14 protein-coding genes and 1 tRNA gene are annotated in these 20,100 nt (G+C 53.2%); 6 read left to right on the forward strand and 9 right to left on the reverse strand.

Going from position 1 to position 20,100, the window contains the following annotated elements:
- Positions 1 to 104 precede the first annotated feature (104 nt).
- Both pgl and zwf read right to left on the reverse strand, forming a co-directional pair.
- A complete protein-coding gene (gene pgl / locus ZBT109_RS11800) occupies positions 105 to 785 on the reverse strand; it encodes a 6-phosphogluconolactonase (RefSeq protein ID WP_324603186.1) in 681 nt (226 codons plus the stop codon).
- A 3-nt stretch (positions 786 to 788) separates the two neighbouring features.
- Positions 789 to 2,255 (reverse strand): glucose-6-phosphate dehydrogenase, encoded by a 1,467-nt coding sequence (zwf, locus tag ZBT109_RS11805; protein ID WP_027705575.1) that lies wholly within the window; start codon positions 2,253 to 2,255, stop codon positions 789 to 791.
- 380 nt (positions 2,256 to 2,635) lie between these two features.
- On the opposite strand from zwf, the gene hexR reads away from it, so the two are divergent.
- Together hexR and ZBT109_RS13935 are read left to right on the forward strand one after the other, a co-directional pair.
- On the forward strand, positions 2,636 to 3,523 hold the full coding sequence (gene hexR / locus ZBT109_RS11810; protein WP_027705574.1) for a transcriptional regulator HexR: 888 nt from the start codon (positions 2,636 to 2,638) through the stop codon (positions 3,521 to 3,523).
- 123 nt (positions 3,524 to 3,646) lie between these two features.
- Positions 3,647 to 4,537, forward strand: coding sequence for a glycosyltransferase family 2 protein (locus tag ZBT109_RS13935; protein ID WP_051523964.1), 891 nt, complete (start codon positions 3,647 to 3,649; stop codon positions 4,535 to 4,537).
- Positions 4,538 to 4,630: 93 nt separating this feature from the next.
- Here ZBT109_RS13935 and ZBT109_RS11820 read toward each other — a convergent pair whose 3' ends face one another.
- The 4 genes from ZBT109_RS11820 to ZBT109_RS11835 all read right to left on the reverse strand — a co-directional run bounded on the left by ZBT109_RS11820 (position 4,631) and on the right by ZBT109_RS11835 (position 9,315).
- Positions 4,631 to 6,238 carry a glucan biosynthesis protein gene (locus ZBT109_RS11820; RefSeq protein ID WP_027705563.1) on the reverse strand — a complete coding sequence of 536 codons (1,608 nt, stop codon included), beginning with the start codon at positions 6,236 to 6,238 and terminating at the stop codon, positions 4,631 to 4,633.
- A gap of 246 nt (positions 6,239 to 6,484) precedes the next feature.
- A complete protein-coding gene (locus tag ZBT109_RS11825) occupies positions 6,485 to 6,856 on the reverse strand; it encodes a YidB family protein (RefSeq protein ID WP_027705562.1) in 372 nt (123 codons plus the stop codon).
- 109 nt (positions 6,857 to 6,965) lie between these two features.
- The gene (locus tag ZBT109_RS11830) at positions 6,966 to 8,696 is read right to left on the reverse strand and encodes an MFS transporter (RefSeq protein WP_084261848.1); all 1,731 of its coding nucleotides are present in this window, start codon (positions 8,694 to 8,696) and stop codon (positions 6,966 to 6,968) included.
- 163 nt (positions 8,697 to 8,859) lie between these two features.
- Entirely contained in the window at positions 8,860 to 9,315 is a 456-nt protein-coding gene (locus tag ZBT109_RS11835) for a universal stress protein (RefSeq protein ID WP_027705561.1), read from the reverse strand.
- 280 nt (positions 9,316 to 9,595) lie between these two features.
- Here ZBT109_RS11835 and ZBT109_RS11840 point away from each other — a divergent pair, with 280 nt between their 5' ends.
- A complete protein-coding gene (locus tag ZBT109_RS11840) occupies positions 9,596 to 10,618 on the forward strand; it encodes a branched-chain amino acid aminotransferase (RefSeq protein ID WP_027705560.1) in 1,023 nt (340 codons plus the stop codon).
- A 352-nt stretch (positions 10,619 to 10,970) separates the two neighbouring features.
- Complete coding sequence (locus tag ZBT109_RS11845; RefSeq protein ID WP_027705559.1) at positions 10,971 to 11,693, forward strand: hypothetical protein; 723 nt, start codon at positions 10,971 to 10,973, stop codon at positions 11,691 to 11,693.
- 73 nt (positions 11,694 to 11,766) lie between these two features.
- Here the strand turns inward: ZBT109_RS11845 and ZBT109_RS11850 are convergent, their stop codons facing one another.
- Positions 11,767 to 12,495 (reverse strand): gamma-glutamylcyclotransferase, encoded by a 729-nt coding sequence (locus ZBT109_RS11850; protein WP_197714345.1) that lies wholly within the window; start codon positions 12,493 to 12,495, stop codon positions 11,767 to 11,769.
- A 140-nt stretch (positions 12,496 to 12,635) separates the two neighbouring features.
- Entirely contained in the window at positions 12,636 to 13,937 is a 1,302-nt protein-coding gene (locus tag ZBT109_RS11855; RefSeq protein ID WP_027705557.1) for a solute carrier family 23 protein, read from the reverse strand.
- 242 nt (positions 13,938 to 14,179) lie between these two features.
- Between ZBT109_RS11855 and ZBT109_RS13650 the strand changes: the two genes are divergently transcribed.
- Together ZBT109_RS13650 and ZBT109_RS11860 are read left to right on the forward strand one after the other, a co-directional pair.
- Entirely contained in the window at positions 14,180 to 14,332 is a 153-nt protein-coding gene (locus ZBT109_RS13650) for a hypothetical protein (RefSeq protein WP_156934041.1), read from the forward strand.
- 66 nt (positions 14,333 to 14,398) lie between these two features.
- Positions 14,399 to 14,474, forward strand: a tRNA-Thr gene (locus ZBT109_RS11860).
- A 115-nt stretch (positions 14,475 to 14,589) separates the two neighbouring features.
- Here the strand turns inward: ZBT109_RS11860 and ZBT109_RS11865 are convergent.
- The gene (locus ZBT109_RS11865; RefSeq protein ID WP_197714346.1) at positions 14,590 to 19,530 is read right to left on the reverse strand and encodes a DEAD/DEAH box helicase; all 4,941 of its coding nucleotides are present in this window, start codon (positions 19,528 to 19,530) and stop codon (positions 14,590 to 14,592) included.
- Positions 19,531 to 20,100: the final 570 nt, after the last annotated feature.

Consider the following 20,100-nt stretch of genomic DNA (forward strand, 5'->3'; position numbering starts at 1 on the left):
GGCAATAGTATTGAGTATATTCGTACAGACGAAAACATAGCTCACCTCAATACAAAAAACCCGCTCACAAGGAGCGGGTTCTTCTTACATCACATACTTATGAATCACGGTGCCCAGTAAAGCGCTACCGGTGTATCCATGAACGAACGAATCGGATATTCACGAATATCGTCACCGCCAAACGCTTTGGTGAACATTTCACGTTTAGCAGCACCACTCAGGTGAATAAAGTGACGGCGTGCGTTCTTCAGCTGTTTACGGCTGAAAGTGATGCGGGACTTCGTTTTCATGCTCGGTGCCGTAACGGCCAACAGCGGGGCGTCAGTCGTCAGACCTTCTTCCAGCTGCGGGCTGTCCGGGAACAGCGATGCCGTATGACCGTCGTCACCCATACCCAAGATGACAACGCTTGCCGGCCAGCTCAGTTTCTGGGAAACGGCTGTCAGCTCGGCGACACCTTCTGCAGCAGTGGCGTGCTGAGTCGTCAACGGAACGAAGTTCGCTTTCGCGGCTTTGTTCTGCAGGAAGTGACGTTTCAGCAAACCCGTGTTGCTGTCGGAGTCGGTTTCCGGCACCCAACGTTCGTCCGCGAGGGTGACGTCAACGCGTTCCCACGGCAGGTCAACCTGAGACAGTGCTTCGAAGAACGGCACCGGAGTAGAGCCACCGGATACGATCAGCAGAGCGCGCTCTTGCTGAGCCAGATCCGTACGCAGGGCGTCAGCAACTGCTTCTGCCAGCGCCTGACCAATGCGGACCTTGGGGGTCTGTTGCATGTCGATCATGGCTTAGAAGAACTCCTTCCAGGCGTTACCGTCGCGAGTCACCATTTCGTTAGCAGATTTGGGCCCCCAAGAACCAGCGGCATAAGCTTCAGGTTTCAGACCCTGTTCTGCAAAGCCGTCTTGGAGCGTGTCGATCCACGTCCATGAAGCTTCGACTTCGTCACGACGTACGAACAGGTACTGGCGACCACGCATGACTTCAAGGATCAGGCGTTCGTAAGCATCCGGGATACGGGCTTGCGGGAACGCTGTTTTGAAGTCGAGCTTCATTTCGCCGGTCACGAGGTTTTCACCTGCGTTCAGACCACCGTCTTTTGCTTGGACTTCAAGCGTCAGACCTTCATCAGGCTGCAGACGGATAACCAGTTTGTTGCCCGCTGCCGCGCCCGGGAAAATGTTGTGTTCCTGCTGGCGGAAGTGGATGACGATCTGGGTTTCTTTGCGCGGCATGCGTTTACCTGAACGCAGGTAGAACGGCACGCCTTTCCAACGCCAGTTGTCGATTTCGGCTTTGATGGCAACGAAGGTTTCAGTGCTGGATGCAGTGTTAGCACCTTCTTCTTCGAGGTAGCCAGGAACAGCCTGACCGTCGATCTGACCAGCAGCGTACTGACCGCGAATCACGTTGGTGCGCAGTGCGTCGCCAGTGATCGGGCGCAGTGCTTTCAGCACTTTGACCTTCTCGGCGCGAATGCTGTCAGCGTCAAGGCTTGCCGGCGGTTCCATAGCCGTCATGCAGAGTACCTGCATCACGTGGTTCTGCAGCATGTCGCGCAGCTGACCCGCGCCATCGAAGTAACCCCAGCGACCTTCGATGCCGACGGTTTCCGCTACAGTGATCTCAACGTAGGAGATGTTGTCGCGGTTCCACTGGTTGCCAAAGATCGGGTTAGCAAAGCGCAGCGCCAGAAGGTTCTGGACGGTGTCTTTACCGAGGTAGTGGTCGATGCGGTAGATGCCAGTCTCATCGAAGACGCTGCCGATAGAATCGTTCAGCTCGATGGACGTTTTCAGGTCGTAACCGATTGGTTTTTCTACGACGATGCGGCTGGTGTCATCAAGGCAACCTGCCGTCTGGAGGTGCTGGCTGATGGTGCCGAACAGGCTGGCCGGAACGGACATGTACACGACGAGCGGTACAGTGCGACCTTTACGCCATTCAACGATCTGCGCATAAGACTCGACGTTCATGAAGTCGAGGCGGATGCTATCGATACGTGCCAGGAAGCGCTTGATGACGCTTTCTTCACGTTCGTCAGCCTTGACGCGTTTTTCCAGCGCCGCGGCGACCGTGTTACGGAATTCTTCGGCGCTCATTTCATGACGAGCGAGACCCGCAATGCGCGTCCCTTCGTTCAGAAGACCCTCGCGATCGAGGTGATAGAGCGCAGGAAACAGCTTGCGCAAGGCAAGGTCACCCAACGCACCGAACAGTGCAATATCAACTGCAGGCGTCTGTTCAACAGCCATGAGGCGCTTCTCCCCAGTTCAAATCCAAAATGAAACGGCAACATTAGCCAGCATATCCAATGCATGCACTGTCGCTGCCTGTCCACAGTGCTTGGACGTAAATCTACCACGGATGACATCATTTCCCCAGTCATACCATAGGGTCAGCGGGCAGAAGCACAGCAGGCTTCAGGCCGTATTAACGATGTCATTCTGGATTACGGCAAGAACGTATCCGTTTATGATGACACTATTATGACCGTGTCGCACGGTCGACGTCTTCTGACCGCGACCATCCGACGCTACTTGACAGCTTGTCGCACCCAGATGGGCGTAACGCTGCCCTCTTTCAAGTAAGCAATGCAGTCGTCGGCTGTCACATTACAGGAACAATGCCCATGATGGCCCTTGATCTCATCAATACGCTTCGTGAGCGTCTCGATTCGCTCAACCGCTCGGAACGCAAGGTGGCGGAGGTGATTCTGGCCGATCCCTCTGCCGCCATAAGCAAGAGCATCGCCGCCTTGGCTCAGGCCGCCAGCGTCAGCGAACCTACCGTCAATCGCTTCTGCCGCAGCTTCGATACCAAAGGCTTTCCCGACTTCAAACTCAAGCTGGCGCAGAGTCTGGCAGGCGGCACGCCCTATGTCAGCCACAGCGTCAGCAGCGGGGACGATGCGCGCGCCTATTCACAGAAGATTCTGGGCGCAACGCTCAACGCACTAAACACGTTCAGCCGCGAACTGAATCCAGCCCTGATCGAACGGGCGGTCGATCACCTTTCGCAAGCCCGCCAGCTCACCTTTATCGGGCTGGGCGCTTCGGCACCGGTCATTCAGGATGCCCAGCACAAGTTCTTTCGCTTCAACCTACCGGTCATGGCCTACGAGGACATGCTGATGCAGCGCATGGCGGCGGCCGCTGCACATACCGGTGACGTCTTCGTGGCCATTTCGCATACGGGGCGTACCCGCGAACTAAACGAAGTGGCTCAGCTGGCCCGTGACAATGGCGCCGTCGTGATCGCCATCACCCAGCCAGGGTCACCGTTGGATGCCACCAGTAGCCTCTGTCTCGGCGTACCTTCGCCAGAAGATACTGAACTGTACATGCCAATGACGTCTCGGATCGTTCATCTGGCCGTCATCGACATTCTGGCCACGGGCGTCACGCTAAGGCGCGGCGAGGATTTTCTCCCCCATCTCAAGCGGATAAAGGACAGCCTGCGCTCGACCAAGTACCCGCGCGAGACGACTGACGAAGACGAAGGTACACTGGACGAATCATAAGCGGGAGACGATTGGCTTTTCTTCCATATCGGCCAAGGCAAGCGTCTTCTTTGCATGGCGTCAGCACTTCTTTACGGAACTCCCCGCTTTCTGCGGTGATTTCCCTTTTATCGGGCCTTCAAGATGAGCAAGCAGTCCCTGTGCTTTCTGATACCGGTGTACGACCATGCCGATACGGTCGCCGATGTCTGTGAACAGCTACGACAGTACGAGTGCCCCATTCTTCTGGTAGATGACGGCAGTCACCGAGAATGCGCAGAAGAGCTGAACCGTCTGGGGGCTCAGAATGCCACCCACCTCGTGCGCCTCGTACGCAACAGCGGCAAGGGAACCGCGCTGCGCGTGGGCATGGCAGAAGCTCAGCGTCTGGGCTATACCCATGTGCTGACCATAGACCCCGATGGGCAGCAGGAAATCGACGATCTTGACGGTGTGCTCGAGATCTCTTCACTGCACCCCGATTCGCTGGTGATCGGCAGCACACGTGTAATGGGTCACGTTCCTCCCATTCGTCGCAGTGCCATCATCCTAATCAACATCGGAACCTGCCTCTGCTGCTTGTCCGGTGCAGGCCGCTTCAGCGTCTGTGCCGTGCGGGTCTACCCACTGCATCAGATCAACCACCTGCTGTCGCGCTTCCGCTGCGGCAACCGGGTCGAGTTCGATATCGAACTGCTAGTGCGCTGGATCTGGCACGGTGGCGATTACCGTCACGCGCCCATTCGCACTTACTACCCTCGCGGCAATGTCTCTCACTACCGACTGCTGCGCGACACCCTGCGCATGGCCAAGACACTGCTGCGCCTCACGTCAGGCATGTTGATTCGCATTCCATGGCTGCTTCAACGTGCCCAACGCATGCGTCGCATCGAACGAATGGAACGCCGCGAGGCTCAGGCTCAGGCTCAGGCTCAGGCTCAGGCTCAGGCTCAGGCTCAGGCTCAGGCTCAGGCTCAGGCTCAGGCTCAGGCTCAGGCTCAGGCTCAGGCAGAGCATCCTCCCCGCAACGACTGATCCTCGCAACCGAAAACGACAAAGGCCTGCTTCGGTCATTTCCGAGCAGGCCTTTTTTCATGCGTCAGCGTTCAGATATCAACGTGCGCGCACTCAGCGAGTATAGCGACGACGCTCCGGTGCGGGCGGCAGATACTGGTAGAGCCAAGTTTCGCTCAGAGCGCTGTCATCATGCGCAATGTAGAGGCGCATTGATACGGGATCGGTCTGCTGGCTGGTCGGGTACCAGTCGAACAGCACACGGTAACCGTTATCAGGCAACGGTAGCACCTGCAGATCGCGCACTTCACCCCACGAGACATCCAATCGGGGGGTGATCGGCGCGTTGGCCGGCAGTGCTTTCAATGCATCGCCAGAAAAGTCGACGGCAAAGCGACGGCACCATTCATTTGGGAAGTGATCACCCGGTGCCCAGCCTTCAGTGAAGCCGCCCATTCCAGTGCGAGTTGCCATGACCGAAGCCAACGGTGAGCTGACTGGCGGTAGCGCGCTCCAGTACAGGCGGTAATGGTATTCCAGCGTATCACCTGCCTGTGCGGGCGTCTTGGGACGCCAGTAAGCAACGATATTGTCGGAGGTTTCACCGGTCGTCGGCAGCTCAGCCAAGTCGATGCTGCCTTCGCCCCAGCGATTAAGCGGTTCGATCCACAGACTAGGACGGCGACTGTACCAGTCGACGGTATCCTGATAGCTGTTGAAGTCATGATCGGTCTGTACCAACCCGAACCCTTTGGGGTCGGTATCGGCAAACGCGTTGTACTGCAACGTATCCGGGTTGTTGAGCGGACGACAGACCCATTCACCATTGCCGCGCCACATCGACAGACGATCAGAATCGTGGATCTGCGGGTGGATGGTATCGCAGACCTGACGTTCGTTGGTGCCGCAAGCAAACATGCTGGTCATCGGGGCGATGCCCAGCCGTTCGATCGGCTTGCGCACATGCAGCTTCATGCGCACAGTCATTACCACCCGCTCGCTCTGGCAGTCGATGTCGAACTGATAGGCCCCAGTCACACTGGGGGAATCGAGCAGCGCATAGACCGTACAGGTAGGACTGTCAGCCGCGGGTTCTCGGAACCAGAAGTGAGTGAAGTACGGGAATTCTTCAGGCTTGCCACCAATGGCAGGGTCAATGGCCAGGCCGCGAGCAGAAAGGCCGTACTGGCCAGTCTTGTCGACGGCACGGAAGTAGCTAGCACCGAGGAAAGCGACGATATCACCCGGGCCACCGAAGCCCGAATTGAAAATTTTGAAACCGGCGAAGCCGAGATCACCCGCTTTGTCGACGGCCTTTTCGTCTACGCCTGCGCCACTGTAGTTGAACAGTTGGGTACTGAAATTGATCTCATGGGCGCGATCATCTTTGTCGAGCGCGAACATGCGTACGCGCTGACGGAAGCCCATGCCGACATGGAAGAACTGTGTCGATAGCCGGTTGCGCCACAGCGCCTGCTGAGGATCGAAACGGATGGCGGAGTACTGTTGCGGTGTCAGGTTGGCCAGCGTCGGCGGCAGCTTCTCTTCTGCGCCCTTATACGCGGCGTGCGACATGCCTGCCGCCATGACATCCACATAGTCGAAGTCAACGTGATCTCCTGCGCCTCCGGCGGCACATGCACTCGACATCAGCATGCCTCCCAGTGGCAGCCCATAGGTTCCTAGGGCCAGCGAGGCTTTAAGCAGTGATCTGCGCTTCATCAGCGACTCCTCTGTCGGTTCCGGTCAAGGTCGTGGTCAGGCAACTGCATAACAGCATGCCACAGTGACTTTATCCATATTCGACTACCCGCCATATGAAAATAATCACTTCCAGCACGCGCTTTCTCATTTGCTTCAAGATGATGGGGTTACGGCAACGCTCGACAGCCATTGAGTAACCGACAAATACGTAAGTGACGGATACAAAAGCGCCACTGACAAGCAGCGGCGCTTTTGCATGCGGGCTTAGCCGAACAGCTTTCCTTTGATCAGCTCCCAGCCCATCGTCAGGAGATTGCCATCTTTCGGCGTTTCTCCCTTAGGCGACAGTAGATCGACAACCTTCGGTAAGTACTCGGCCAGCAGCCCTGAAGCTTTGCTGACATCAACGCCCAGCCGGCTTGCCAGCGATTGCAGCGCCTCGCTGCTCAGCACCTGCTGGATCGTGTCGGCGGAGATCGGGCTGTTCTCACCCGACCCAATCCACGACGAGACTTTGTCGCTCAGCCCGTTCTGGCGGAACTTGTCCAGCAGGCTATTGATGCCGCCTTGGTCTTCGACCCACTGCAGCGTTTTCTTGTAGTCCAGACTCTCGTTGAACTGATCCATCAATCCCATGGTCATCTCTCCCTGATATTCCATGCCGCTCATGCTAGCGGACAACGTTCATGCACTCAGTCATGTCATACACATTCCAGTGTAGACGCGCCCTTGCATCCTGACAGCCTTACGACTGTTCGGGTACCGGCGGAACATCGTCGGCATGCGGCGGTGCCGTATTCGGCTTTGGTTCTTCTGCCAACGGCGGCAGTGTGCGATCGCGCTCGCGCATCGACTTATAGCTGACACTGAGCCGAATGCGCGGGGCTTCGGCACCGTCATGGAAAGCCAGCACCGTATCGAGAATGTGCTTGTCGGCCAGCGTCATGCGATCCTGCATGCGCAAATGTTGAAGCCAGTTGCGAACGAGAAAGACTTCCTGCCACAGCGCTCGCTCCTGCGTGTCGCGGTACAGCCACCAACGCTCGGCACCGTTGCGCAGGCGCAACTTGCGCTGGCGGCGCATGGCGCGAATGAACTCGTGCGTCCGTTCTTCGGGAATGTTGTACTCGATCGTAACCATCACCGAACCGTGTTTCGGATCGAACGAGATGGCCGGTGCCGCATTGGCCGGGCTGCTGACGTGCAGCATGTCGTTGGCATCCAGCGAAGGCAACTTCGACTGATACAGGATGACGGCACAGATAATCATCAAGATGCCCGCGCTCAGCAGCGCTCCTTGCACCGTCATGGTGGTGGCCATATGCCCCCACAGAAACGATCCCAGCGCCAACCCGCCATACAGCGAGGTCTGATAGAGCGCCAACGCGCGCGCCTTGACCCAGTCCGGCACCAGCAGCTGAACGGCCGCATTGTAGGTCGACACCGCAGCAATCCAGCAGCTACCTGACAGCAGCAGCGCGAAAAACACGCAGAACAGATTGTTGGTCGTACCCAGAATCATTAGCATCGCGGCACATACCGCCCCTGCCAGACTGATCAGACGCCCCGTGCCCAAACGCTGGCGCAGACGATCCACACCAACGCTGCCAATGATCGCCCCAATCCCAAGCGTCCCGAGCATGTACCCGTATAGAGCCGCGCTACCGTCCGGGTTCTGATCCGCCAGCAGTGGCAGCAAGGCCCAAATGGCACTGGCACAGATGCCGAATGTGAACGAACGCAGCATCACGATGCGCGTCACAGTCGAATAATGAGTGAACTGAAGCGCCGCCTTGACCCCTTCACGAATCTTTTCAGGCGGCAGCGTGCGCGCCGGGATGTCACGCTTCCAACGCCAAATGGCATACATCAGCACCAAGCTACACACACTATTGAAGAGGAATACCCACTTGGGCGCACAGAAGCCCAGCATAATCCCGCCCAATGCCGGCCCGAGCGCACGCGCTACGTTGTAGTTAACGCTGTTCAGCAGTACCGCGCTGGCCACTTCGGAGCGTGGCACTTGCTCGTTGACCGCCGCCTGCCACGCCGGTGTCAGCAGTGCCGACCCCAACGAGATGCCCAGAATCGACAAGATCAGCCATTCAGGTGTCAGAGTGGCGAACTCAGCGATCCCGGTAATCACTACCCCGCCGATCGTCTGGATACCCATACCGATCAGCATCAATTTGCGTCGATCATGGTTGTCGGCCAGCACACCCGCAACGATCGATAGCAATACCAACGGTATCGCCGCAGCCACCTGAATCATGGCCACCATCAATGGGCTAGCATGCTGTTCCGTCACGACCCAGGCCGACGCTACGGACTGGGCCCACATTCCCAAGTTGGCGAACAGGTTCGCGATCCATATGGCACGATAGGCCCGGAATTTCATCGGGCCCAGCAAGCCGCGATGCGGCGGCACGGTTGTGGAACCGGCCGGAATTTCGAAGCGTGAGTCCTGTCGAGACATGGGTGCCTCTTCGTCTACGATGAGAAATGGAAAATGAACGCAGGCGCGATGCCCAGCACACGCATTCCGCCTTCAGCAAATACCAAAGGCGGCGCTCAGCGAGCATGCTACAGATGCAGGAGCAGAAGTCACCTCGAATGCTTCTGCCCCGACCACTCAGTGTCTAGCGATCACCGTTGCGGATGGTCACCACTGGCACGGACGCCGTACGGACAACGGCTTCTGCCGTCGAGCCGGCCAGCAGGCGCTTGACCCCGGAGCGTCCCTCCGTCCCCATTAGAATCATGCTGGCATCGACCAGTTCAGCCTGATGAACAATTTCTGACGATGTATGACGCGCAGCGACGATATCCCACGTGACGGTGAACGGCTCCTGATCCAGGTTGGGGAAATATCGACCGATGAAGCGCTTCATTTCACGTTCAATGTTCGCTTGCTGTGATTCAGGCACAACCAGCTGGTCCGACGCCTGCAGCGGCCAGCTATCACCTTCCGCCACGATATGCACGATATGCAGGCGCGCACCGCTCAGGCGCGCCAGGGTACTGGCCATACTGCAGCAGCGTGCTGCACCGGTAGAGAAGTCCGTAGCAAACAGCAGCGTCTTGAGTTCAGTCATGGGGTCTCCGCGGGATCATGAATGGCGTAAACACGAAAGCACGTCTTCTATAGTGTACCTTGCAATCACCTTGCAGGGCGCTTCGACGATAGCCTCTGTGCGGTAAAGGTTCACCCGAAATCGCATCGGCATACATAGAGTATTTAACGTAGGGCCCAGAGCCATGATAGTCTCGACAGAAGGGCAGCGCCCTCGCTCGAAGACACTACCCTTCATGGATCTACAAGCACAGTACAATCATGCGCCAGAGAGTGCATGCTCACATAGAGCGGTCATTGTCATGGATACAGATAATTTCGATTGGAGTTCCCTCGGGTTCGATTACATCAAAACGGACTATCGCTACCTGTCACAGTGGAAAGACGGCAGCTGGGACGACGGTGTACTGACCGAGGACAACACGCTGCACATCAGCGAAGGCTCTACAGCCCTTCACTATGGTCAGCAGTGCTTTGAAGGCCTCAAGGCCTACCGCTGCAAGGACGGGTCCATCAACCTGTTCCGCCCGGACCGCAATGCGATCCGCATGCAGCAGAGTTGCGCACGCCTACTGATGCCCGAGATCCCGACAGACGTGTTCGTCGAAGCCTGTAAGAAGGTCGTACTGGCCAACGAACGCTTCATTCCGCCTTACGGTAGCGGCGGCGCACTCTACTTGCGCCCGTTCCTGATCGGCGTCGGCGACAACATCGGTGTACACCCCGCACCGCAGTTCATCTTCTCGATCTTCTGCGTACCGGTAGGCGCCTACTTCAAAGGTGGCATGAAACCGGTCAACTTCATGGTGTCGTCCTACGACCGTGCCGCCCCTTACGGTACCGGTGCGGCTAAGGTCGGCGGTAACTACGCTGCGAGCCTGCTGCCGAATAAAGAAGCGCACGAACGCGAGTTCGCCGACTGCATCTACCTTGATCCGGCCACGCACACCAAGATCGAGGAAGTGGGTTCCGCCAACTTCTTCGCCATCACGCATGACGACGTCTTCGTGACACCGTATTCACCGTCCATCCTGCCCAGTATCACCAAATACTCGCTGCTCGAACTGGCGCGCGACTATCTGGGGCTGGCCACACAGGAAACCGACGTACCGATCACCGACCTTGATCAGTACAAGGAAGCCGGTGCCTGCGGTACAGCCGCCGTCATTACCCCGATTGGTGGCATTCAGTACAAGGACGATTTTCACGTCTTCTATAGCGAAACAGACGTTGGCCCGGTGACGCGTCGCCTGTACGACACGCTGACCAGCATCCAGGTCGGTGATATCGAAGGCCCAGAAGGCTGGGTCGTCAAAGTGAAGTGATCCCTGCTTCACGCGCAGTACTTTGCTTCAAGAGACCGTGATCCGGGCTTGAAGCGGCCCATCGGGCCACTTTCCATGACATGACCTGTCTGACGCGGTGGGCACTCCAACCCACCGCGTACTTCTTTTTAGATACATATTTTTAATATATATGTTGTCCACGCGTGCTGACGGAAGGTAGTGGTATGCTATGTCGCATGGGAATATTTTTCTACATATGTAATAATTTATACGTGCAAACCTGCAATCATTGCCTTCCCAACAAGCAATAACTAAAACGAGCCCTATTTTAATAACAGGCTTGCTGAAATTTTATTACGTTAATTTCCTATATCAAGAGACACCGACATCAATGCTTGGAAAAAAGTTCTCCAAAATAGTCAAGATCTATCCTTCTAAAAACATGGAAGGCTGCAGAGAGATTATAGATATATTCACGGATATGTTTGTGAAAAACAATATATATCCGGGATTTGAAAAGATACTTAGCGAAGCTTTTCGTATTTGCGTAGCAACATGTGGCCAAACATACCTCACTATTGACCGGCCTGCTGGTGTATTTTATTCGGAACTGCGCCGCTATACCATGACGCTAACACTAGGAGACTACACCAGTCCCAAACCTTCTTATATTGTATTTTCAAAGAAAAAAGGAAATAACGAAAAAGAGTTGGCCCAAGTCATTGGTGGAATAATTCTATTGTCGGAATACTTTAAAACTCTATTTAATGAAGAAAACAAGCGACTAGAATTTAACAATTTAGTTCTGAGAAGCATGGATCACAGCTTTATCTGTGCCCACTTGATGGAATATTCCTCGCAGTCTTCTGACCTTTTCACGACAGAACACGATATCGAGGTAAATTTCGATGATATTGATCAAGAACAAGTACTTATTATTTTCCATTGCGTTGATATAAAAAAAGTACGTTTCTTTTTACAGGGGGGAGAAGAACGCGTTGTCTCCTATTCGAAAGAACCCGAAGAACAAGAGCAACCACTGTTCTTATTCATGAAACAGTGGCAGGAAGAACTGAAACGCTATATGGAATATTCTTCAAGTCCGCTTCGGTAAGGGGAAACAGACGAAAGCAAAAAAAAAGGAGGCTTAATCCCGCCTCCTTTCTTCGTAACATTTCATATAAGCTTCAGCTAACCGCATTGACGGAAGGCTGACAGCGACGCAGTAACCCTTCCAAGGTTTCGTCAGGCATTTCGGCGTTGCGCAGCGCGACAGCGGTCTGTGCCACATAGTCGTACGTGGTACCGCACTGCCCGCGTGCGGTCTCGAACACCTTGCGGATGATTTCATCGGAGAGCTGCCCGACATACGTCGGTTGGCTGCGCGCCACGACAAATGCCAGTGCCGGCACGGTGCGCCCATTCTCCAGCGTACAGGGCACCCAAGTGGGTCGATAAGAACAGTCCGGCATCTCGCGCTTCCACAGCGCCAGCAGATGGCATTGCAGATCCTGAGCGGACAGTTTGAACGCCACCCCCTCGCAGGAGCCGCCTTCGTCCAGCCCGAACACTAGCCCCGGCTGTTCTGGTGTACCGCGGTGGATGCGCGACCACAGATACAGCCCACGATGAAAGCCTTCGATGTAACCGCGCAGCGACTCGATAGCAGGGCACTCGGGGCGCCAGATCAGCGAACCGTATGCGAACAGCCAGATATCCTGATCCTCGTACCCTTGCCGCCGACGTAGCTCAAGCATTTCGGCGATCGAACGTTCATGCGCCTCTGCCGTCATCGGCATCACGGCGTCCAAGCGAGGAGGATACGTCTGCATTCCGCCACCGCAGCACATACGCTGGCTATCCGTCGAGGACGACGGGGGGACAGATGATGGCGCGGTATCCTGCTCGGTTGTCATATGAACTCCTGGGACCTCGGGTCTCCTGAAAGGCCTAGCGGGAATGACGGGCAGCGAACACGATCGCTTCGTCATTTTACGATAACGGCGCAACGTGGGTTATTAAAGCCACGCTGCTTATTCCATCCTACACGTCTCGCTCAATTTCTTTCCAGCATCTTGCGCACATGGCGATTGCTGAACAGCGCATTGAGGATGATCGCAGCCAGCATCGAGGTGCCAATACCGTTGAGCTGGATCACCCCCATCGACAGTGAGAAGTTACCTGCACCGAGAATCATAGTGACCGAAATCAGGATCAGCGTGGCATGATCATTCAGGTCAACATTATTCTGCATCCAGATACGTACTCCGGCAGCTGAGATCATCCCGAACACCACGATGGATGCACCGCCCAGCACCGGTACTGGCAAGGTATGCACGAGTGCGCCGAAGCGCGGCGAGAAGCCCAATACAATGGCCAGAATGCCGGCGATCAGAAACGTAAGCGTAGAGAACACCCGCGTTACCGCCATCACCCCTATATTTTCGGCATATGTCGTGACCCCTGTACCCCCAACACTCCCTGACAACATGGTCGCCAGCCCATCGCCGAGGAACGCTCGTCCCATATAGCGATCGAGGGGAGTCCCCGTCATTTCACCCACAGCTTTGACATGGCCCAAGTTCTCAGCGATCAGAATCAGAAAGACAGGTGCAATAGTGAGGATCGCCGTCCACTGGAACGTGGGCGTATGAAAGGTCGGTAGCCCGAACCACGGTGCCGCTTCTACCGGAGTGAAGTCGATCGGCGTGCCCCAGCCCATCAGATTGGCGGCAACGAAATAGAGGCCATAGGCGATCAGGATGCCGATCAATAGCAGCAACCGTTGCACAACACCGCGCGTCAGCACGGCCATGCTGCCGATGCACAGCACAGTGACCAGCGCCATGATGCCGTTGAACGTCGAGCCAGAGACACTGCCCACGGCACTGGGTGCCAGGTTCAGACCGATAGTCGCAACCACGGCCCCCGTAACGGTCGGCGGCAACAGCTTAACGATCCACCCAGTTCCCGCCCACATCACGATCAGCCCGCACAGCGCATACAGCCCCCCGCAGACGATGATGCCGCCAAGCGCCAGATCCACCGCGGGATTTGCACCGTGTCCGGCTACGTATCCCGTCGCGGCACAGACCACCGGGATGAAGGCAAAGCTCGACCCTAGGTAGCTAGGCACTTTTCCCCCAACGATGATGAAGAACAGCAGCGTGGCAACGCCCGACATCAGAATGGCTAGATTGGTATCAAACCCCATCAACATCGGCGCCAGCACGGTCGAACCGAACATAGCAACAAGGTGCTGAACGCCCAGTGCCAGCATCTGCCCCCAGGATAAGCGTTCATCGGGCCTGACCAACGTTGAATCAGACATCGAGGTATAGCGCCAGCGTACGGCCATGAACTTCTCCCATAGCGAGTCGTGGATGGAATCAGTAAACGGGGGCGAATTCCCCCCACGAGGGTCAATCTTACCATTCGCCCCCTGCCGTAGGGGGGAGTGTCACTGTCGCATGCGCTATTTTCCCATCCATGGATAGATTAGACTGGTTATACACCTGTACAGGTATGCAACTTGACGTTTCTATTATGAAAAGCTTTATCCAGCGTTTGCTTTGTCCCCTCATCGTTGGGGGATCGATTATGGCCATCGGTTACGGCTTCGCCAGCCTGCTGCGCGGCGACTACCATTTTTCCACCTGGCCACTCGCCCTGCAGAGCGTGGTCGTGATTTTTGCCCTCTTCGCCGCACTGATTTCAGGGCTGATCATCTTCGGCGGACGTAACGATCGCTGACAGAAATGGTTGAGTATCACAAGGGGTTGCCCATCACGGCATGTCAGCGCTAGAATGCATGCCGTTGCCGGTGTAGCTCAGTTGGTAGAGCAGCGCATTCGTAATGCGAAGGTCGTAGGTTCGACTCCTATCTCCGGCACCATGAATTCAGAAACGCCCCTGTAGCATCACTGCTGCAGGGGCGTTTTTCGTTCTAGAAACCACTGAGCGATAAGATTTCTTATCAAGATAGCTACCCGCTCAACCGTGCATCCATTCTAGCTATCCAAAATATCGAGTGGAGGCAAGCTGTTGACAATATCCAGCGTTTCCAAGCTCACGGTAATTACCCGCTGGAACAGCTTCAATGGATAGGATGGATCATTCATCGTTTCAATCGCCCAGTCATTGGCATCATTAACAATGCCGCTAGCCTTATCGGTCTTCACGCACTGACGCTCAACGACCCAGGCCAATGCAGGCTTGCCATTCACTACATAGTCGTATGCCCGCAATGGAATATCGCGTAGCGTGATATGGCTGTTGTAGATCAACACTGAACGGTCATCGACGCGCTTGCCGGTTTCAGGATCTTTCACCTTAGCGAACTTCATCTTTTCGACACGATACTGTGCTGCGGTCGGGTGCGCCGGCCCATCAATGGTGACAGGATAAGGAGCAACATCTTCATAACCAATGTGCAGCTTCGCTAGCGCACGCCCCGCACGACTAAAGGCCCAGAAGTCCTGCGCAGACTTCACTCGTGGAATACGTGGCAGCTCCTTGCTTAAGTTATCAGCATAACGTTCAAGATAATCCGGTGAATGCAGCAAACCATAGATGTAATAGAACAGATCCTCTTTGCTGAATGACTCACCAGGATAGGCCGACAGGAAGTGCTCTAATCCCTCGTCGGTAATGGCATCGCGGCGAGCATTAGTCGATGTAGAGTCACTATCGAACAGATCGTGGGTGTCCGCACCTTTATCGTCATAGAGATAGAGAGGGAAACATTGTGAATCACCATTGCAGTGGAGATCAGGCATTCTATTGCATATGAAAACCACATTCCCACTTCCACTAAATTTCGCATTTATTTGAATAAGTAAATTTTCACACATCCTATTAGGAAATATATTAGGCATTTGATAGACCCTTTCATTCCATTTGCGATCGTAGAATAGCCACTGCTTTGTAAAGGGTCTATACAAATTTCTGATCACATGACTCTCATCAAAAAACAAAAATTCTTTTTTAATAAATAATTTTTTGATATTATGAGTCCACCCTATATTTTTAGGATTATTGTCAATAAAAAACTCCACTCCTTTACTTTTTATTAAATTTTCCGATGATTTAACCGATCTTTCAATAAAGCTCATCTGATCATTGTAAAAACTTATAGTCCTCCTCATATTCTTACACAAGGAATCCTTGCTAAAATTATATGCCCATGCGTCTCGGGCAGTAATAATACCCAAAGAAAAGTTGTCAAATAATTTTCTTTGTTTCCCCTTCTTATCCCCCAGTGGCATAAAGTTACCGAAGCGATCATCGCGCTGTCGCAACCAGTCACCATGGGAGTCAGGAACGATGTCCAACCACTTATCGACTCCCGATATACCATGAAAATCATTTAGTTTTTCTAATTTTTCTTCTCTAGAAAGATAGTCGCCAATATCATAGTAATATATCTTTCCATGCAGCTTAGAGTCTGGGTTTTTCACAAGAATGGAAATAGCTATTGGGGCGCGGCTTCCCATACCGAACACATTATCTTTTTCTTTTCTGCGCAGTTCTCCTGATGTACGTGCATTACCTCTCAAATTGAATATATATAAACAAGAAAACTCATCTACTAGGCATCGGCGCAGCCCATCTGCAGAGTTAGAATCCAGATAGCCAGCATTAGTGACGTATCCAATAACCCCACAGTCACCTATGCGGTCACTTGCCCATCGGATGGCACGAATATAACTATCATAAAGACCCTTAGCTAACTTCGCATTTGAACGCGTAGCATAAGTCTCTCTTATTCTTGAATCAAGATAAGGATATCCAACATTATGGTTATTATCATTTTCGCTTCTTTGCCCAATAGAGTAAGGGGGATTGCTCATAATCACGCGTATGTCCAATGCCTTCTGGCGTTTACGCCTTTTGGAATTATTATCCTGCGCTCTATCGACCATATCCTGCTTCTCATACATCTGGAAAGTATCGGTCAAGCATATACCTTCAAAAGGTACGTAATCACCTTCAGACAGATCATGGTAGGTAGCTTCTATATTGATTGCAGCAATGTAATACGCCAGCAGTACCAGTTCGTTTGCATGAATCTCGTTCTTGTATTTATAAGGCATCTGTTCTGGAGTAATCAGGCCTGATTGTAGCAACCGAGTAATAAACGTCCCGGTCCCCGTAAAGGGGTCAATAATATGAACGCCTTTGCTACCCAATGTCTGGCCGAATTCCTGTTTCAGCACGTCATTCACGGAATGGATAATGAAATCGACAACCTCAACTGGTGTATACACTATGCCTAAGCGTTCGGTCAGTCGTGTAAAGGCATTGCGGAAGAATTTATCGTACAACTCGACGATTATTTTTTGCCGACCGGTGGCACTGGTGATCCCTTCGGCACGCATCTTCACACTGTAATAGAAGTTTTGTAGCGTCTGTGCTTCTTTCTCGAGATGTTCTTCATCCAACACTTCTAGCACTCGCTGCAACACCTGAGACATCGGGTTATAGGCAGCGAAGGCGTAATCAGAAAACAAGGCATCGAAAACGGGACGAGTAATCAGGTGCTGGGCCAACATCTCGATGATCTCGTCATCTGTGACATCGTTATTGATATCATCGCGGATTTCCTTGGCAAAATTATCGAAGGCAGTACGAGCACGAGAATCAGAAGAGCTACTGATCGCTGTACTGATGCGGTCGATGTGGGTGTTTGCGATCTCCGCGATATCGTTAGCCCATTGTTCCCAGTGATGCCGATTACCGCATTTCTGTACGATCTTGGCATATAGAGCGCGTTCTATTTCGCCTACCTCGAACTCCATGCTCATCTGAGGCGATTGGGATGGTAGCTGGGCCGCGCGACCAATGTCATACCGTGCCGTAGCACTGTCAGCGAGATTATTTCTACTGGCTTTGAAGCGCCCTTCAGCGCTGATCTTTTCAGTGATCGCGATCACTTCCATCTTATTGCGATCAGGTCCCTCAAGCTCCAAACGATTGATAGCCGCATCGAACCGGTCATCATGAGAACGCAGAGCCTGAAGAACCTCCCAGACCACTTTATAGGTCTTGTTGTCATCCAAAGCCGCATTGGGCTCTACCCCAGCGGGGATAACTACGGGCAGCACCACATAGCCACGTTTTTTGCCGGGAGCATTGCGCATTACGCGTCCTACCGACTGTACGACATCCACCTGTGAATTACGCGGCGTTAGAAACAGCACAGCGTCCAGTGCAGGTACGTCCACACCTTCCGACAGACAACGCACATTGGAGAGAATGCGGCAGGTATTCTTGGCGGGTTCAGCCTTCAGCCAGTCCAGCTTGGCCTCTTTTTCAGAGGCATTCATGCTGCCATCGACATGCTCGGCTTCACAGGTGATGCGATCTGTTGCTTCAATCTCTTCTGCTTCTTGGTAGGCCTCAACAACTGCTTTGAACATCTCGGCGATATGCTTGGAGCTGACCTTGTGTGCGCTGCCTGCATACTGAGCCTCAATCACTTGGCAGAATGCTACAGCACGCTTCATATGCTCGGAGTACCCACCCTCCTCGCCCACCAAGCCAATTTTGGACAATGCCTTCCAACAACCAACGATCTTCGCGGCATCATCGACGCGAAGCTGATTCTCATCATCACGCAATAGATCCTGCAGTCGGCGGTTGATATGATACTCTTCGACAGCCAGCACGATGACCTTGTAATCAACAAGCAGCCCTTTCTGAACGGCGGTCGAAAAATTGATAACGAATAGCTCTTTGCCAAACCAAGCTTCGTTATCCATGGAATACAACGTGACGCTGTTGCGCTCAGCTGTTGTCTTGGAATCATCCCCGTAGATACGCGGTGTCGCCGTCATATAAAGACGCTTACGACCATACAGATAGTCGTTGTCATGCACCCGGACAAAGGCACTGTCATCTTCACCATCGTAGGTGGCTCCGGTGGTACGATGCGCCTCGTCACACACCACTAGATTGAACTCACCCAGCCCATACTGGTGCTGGGCTTGGCTGATAACATCAATGGAATGATAGGTACCGAACACAACCGTCATATGGTCAGCATCCGCGCGCTGTGACACTTCATAAGCCAGCTTGTCGGCAGCGGTAGTAGCAGGATAGCGAAGCTCATGTACGAAGGTCTGGACTGCGTCGTCCTCGCGCCGCTTACGCTTCTTGCCCACATCATGGTCAGAGCACACCGCAAAGCTGTGCAAAGGGACGTCGCTTTCCTGTGTCCATTCGGTCAATGTCTGCGAGAGCAGTGATAGGCTAGGCACCAAGAACAGTACTGCCTTACCTCGACCAGCCATGGCTTCGGCAATTTTGAGGCTGGTAAAGGTCTTCCCTGTGCCACAGGCCATGATCAGTTTGCCTCTCTCCGCCGTGGCAAAACCGGCCGTTACCGCGTTCAACGCCTGCCGCTGATGATCACGCAGCGACTTCTTCGGCTTCAATGCAGGGGGCTCATCTACACGAAACTGCGACCAATCAATCAGACTGCTTTCCAGATCGTGAAGATCAATCTTGGTGACAGGTGGCTGCTGGTCATTAAGTGCGCTATCGGCATGCTCAGACCAGTGCAGTGTTGTGCTAACGATCAAGCGCTGAGTAAATGGCTTACGGCCAGAAGCAGTAAAGAAGCTGTCGATCTCTGTTTTTTTCAACCGGTAGTCAGGTGCATAAAACTTGCATTGAATCGCACAGAAACCTCCTGTTCCTGCCTCTTGCGCAATAAGATCTATGCCATCATCCTTGGCACTGAAACCATGCAACGGTGCCCACTCCTTCCACGTCCAGACATCGCTATAGCGGTCCTTATAAGCAGGTTCATTACGCAGATAGGCCACGACCAATTCTTCGAAATAAGTCCCCTTTTCCCGTTCGCTTTTTGAACTGGAGCGTAACCAATCCAGTAAATCGTGAAGAGATTTTATTCTATTTTTATCGCCATTTGATTTAGTTTTCATACTGTAAATCTCCCTAGCCATCACATAATTAAAAATTCATATGAATTGTTTAAACGTTGTGAAAGCTAGGCTGGCATTAGGGGCACTGCTTAATTAATTCATCATATTGGAAATATCATAAGAAACGAGTTAGCATTTTCTTCATAACCCTCCAGATTAAAAATCAAAAAATTGAAAAATTGAAATTTTATACCCCATTCATATCATCAATTAGTAAAAGTCATCTTATTTTTCAATAAGACTATCATTTAATTTTTTACAAGCAGTATTTTAGATATTCCATCAAGGTATATTAATCCTTACAATAAATTCACATCGATATATAAAAAGTTGCACTATAATACGTGCTATCTACCATTCAGATACGGGAAACCGATGAGGGGGTGGTTATGCACTGTGGGACACATATGAAGTTGCTTAAGACAGCAAGCAACCCTTCTACTTTTCATACAATCGTTAGCAATTCTACAGAGCACCGTCAGCAGGCCATGAGAGCATCCTGCAACAGTACGTACTTATTGCTGAAGGTCTATTGCGAGACTCGTTCTTTGTATATGGTAATGCTATTAA

It is taken from the genome of Zymobacter palmae, assembly GCF_003610015.1.
GTDB lineage: Bacteria > Pseudomonadota > Gammaproteobacteria > Pseudomonadales > Halomonadaceae > Zymobacter > Zymobacter palmae.

Coding starts and splice junctions, on each gene's coding strand:
- pgl (WP_324603186.1), bottom strand. CDS start 785: ATGATCGACATGCAACAGACCCCCAAGGTCCGCATTGGTCAGGCGCTG.
- zwf (WP_027705575.1), bottom strand. CDS start 2,255: ATGGCTGTTGAACAGACGCCTGCAGTTGATATTGCACTGTTCGGTGCG.
- hexR (WP_027705574.1), top strand. CDS start 2,636: ATGGCCCTTGATCTCATCAATACGCTTCGTGAGCGTCTCGATTCGCTC.
- ZBT109_RS13935 (WP_051523964.1), top strand. CDS start 3,647: ATGAGCAAGCAGTCCCTGTGCTTTCTGATACCGGTGTACGACCATGCC.
- ZBT109_RS11820 (WP_027705563.1), bottom strand. CDS start 6,238: ATGAAGCGCAGATCACTGCTTAAAGCCTCGCTGGCCCTAGGAACCTAT.
- ZBT109_RS11825 (WP_027705562.1), bottom strand. CDS start 6,856: ATGGGATTGATGGATCAGTTCAACGAGAGTCTGGACTACAAGAAAACG.
- ZBT109_RS11830 (WP_084261848.1), bottom strand. CDS start 8,696: ATGTCTCGACAGGACTCACGCTTCGAAATTCCGGCCGGTTCCACAACC.
- ZBT109_RS11835 (WP_027705561.1), bottom strand. CDS start 9,315: ATGACTGAACTCAAGACGCTGCTGTTTGCTACGGACTTCTCTACCGGT.
- ZBT109_RS11840 (WP_027705560.1), top strand. CDS start 9,596: ATGGATACAGATAATTTCGATTGGAGTTCCCTCGGGTTCGATTACATC.
- ZBT109_RS11845 (WP_027705559.1), top strand. CDS start 10,971: ATGCTTGGAAAAAAGTTCTCCAAAATAGTCAAGATCTATCCTTCTAAA.
- ZBT109_RS11850 (WP_197714345.1), bottom strand. CDS start 12,495: ATGACAACCGAGCAGGATACCGCGCCATCATCTGTCCCCCCGTCGTCC.
- ZBT109_RS11855 (WP_027705557.1), bottom strand. CDS start 13,937: ATGGCCGTACGCTGGCGCTATACCTCGATGTCTGATTCAACGTTGGTC.
- ZBT109_RS13650 (WP_156934041.1), top strand. CDS start 14,180: ATGGCCATCGGTTACGGCTTCGCCAGCCTGCTGCGCGGCGACTACCAT.
- ZBT109_RS11865 (WP_197714346.1), bottom strand. CDS start 19,530: ATGAAAACTAAATCAAATGGCGATAAAAATAGAATAAAATCTCTTCAC.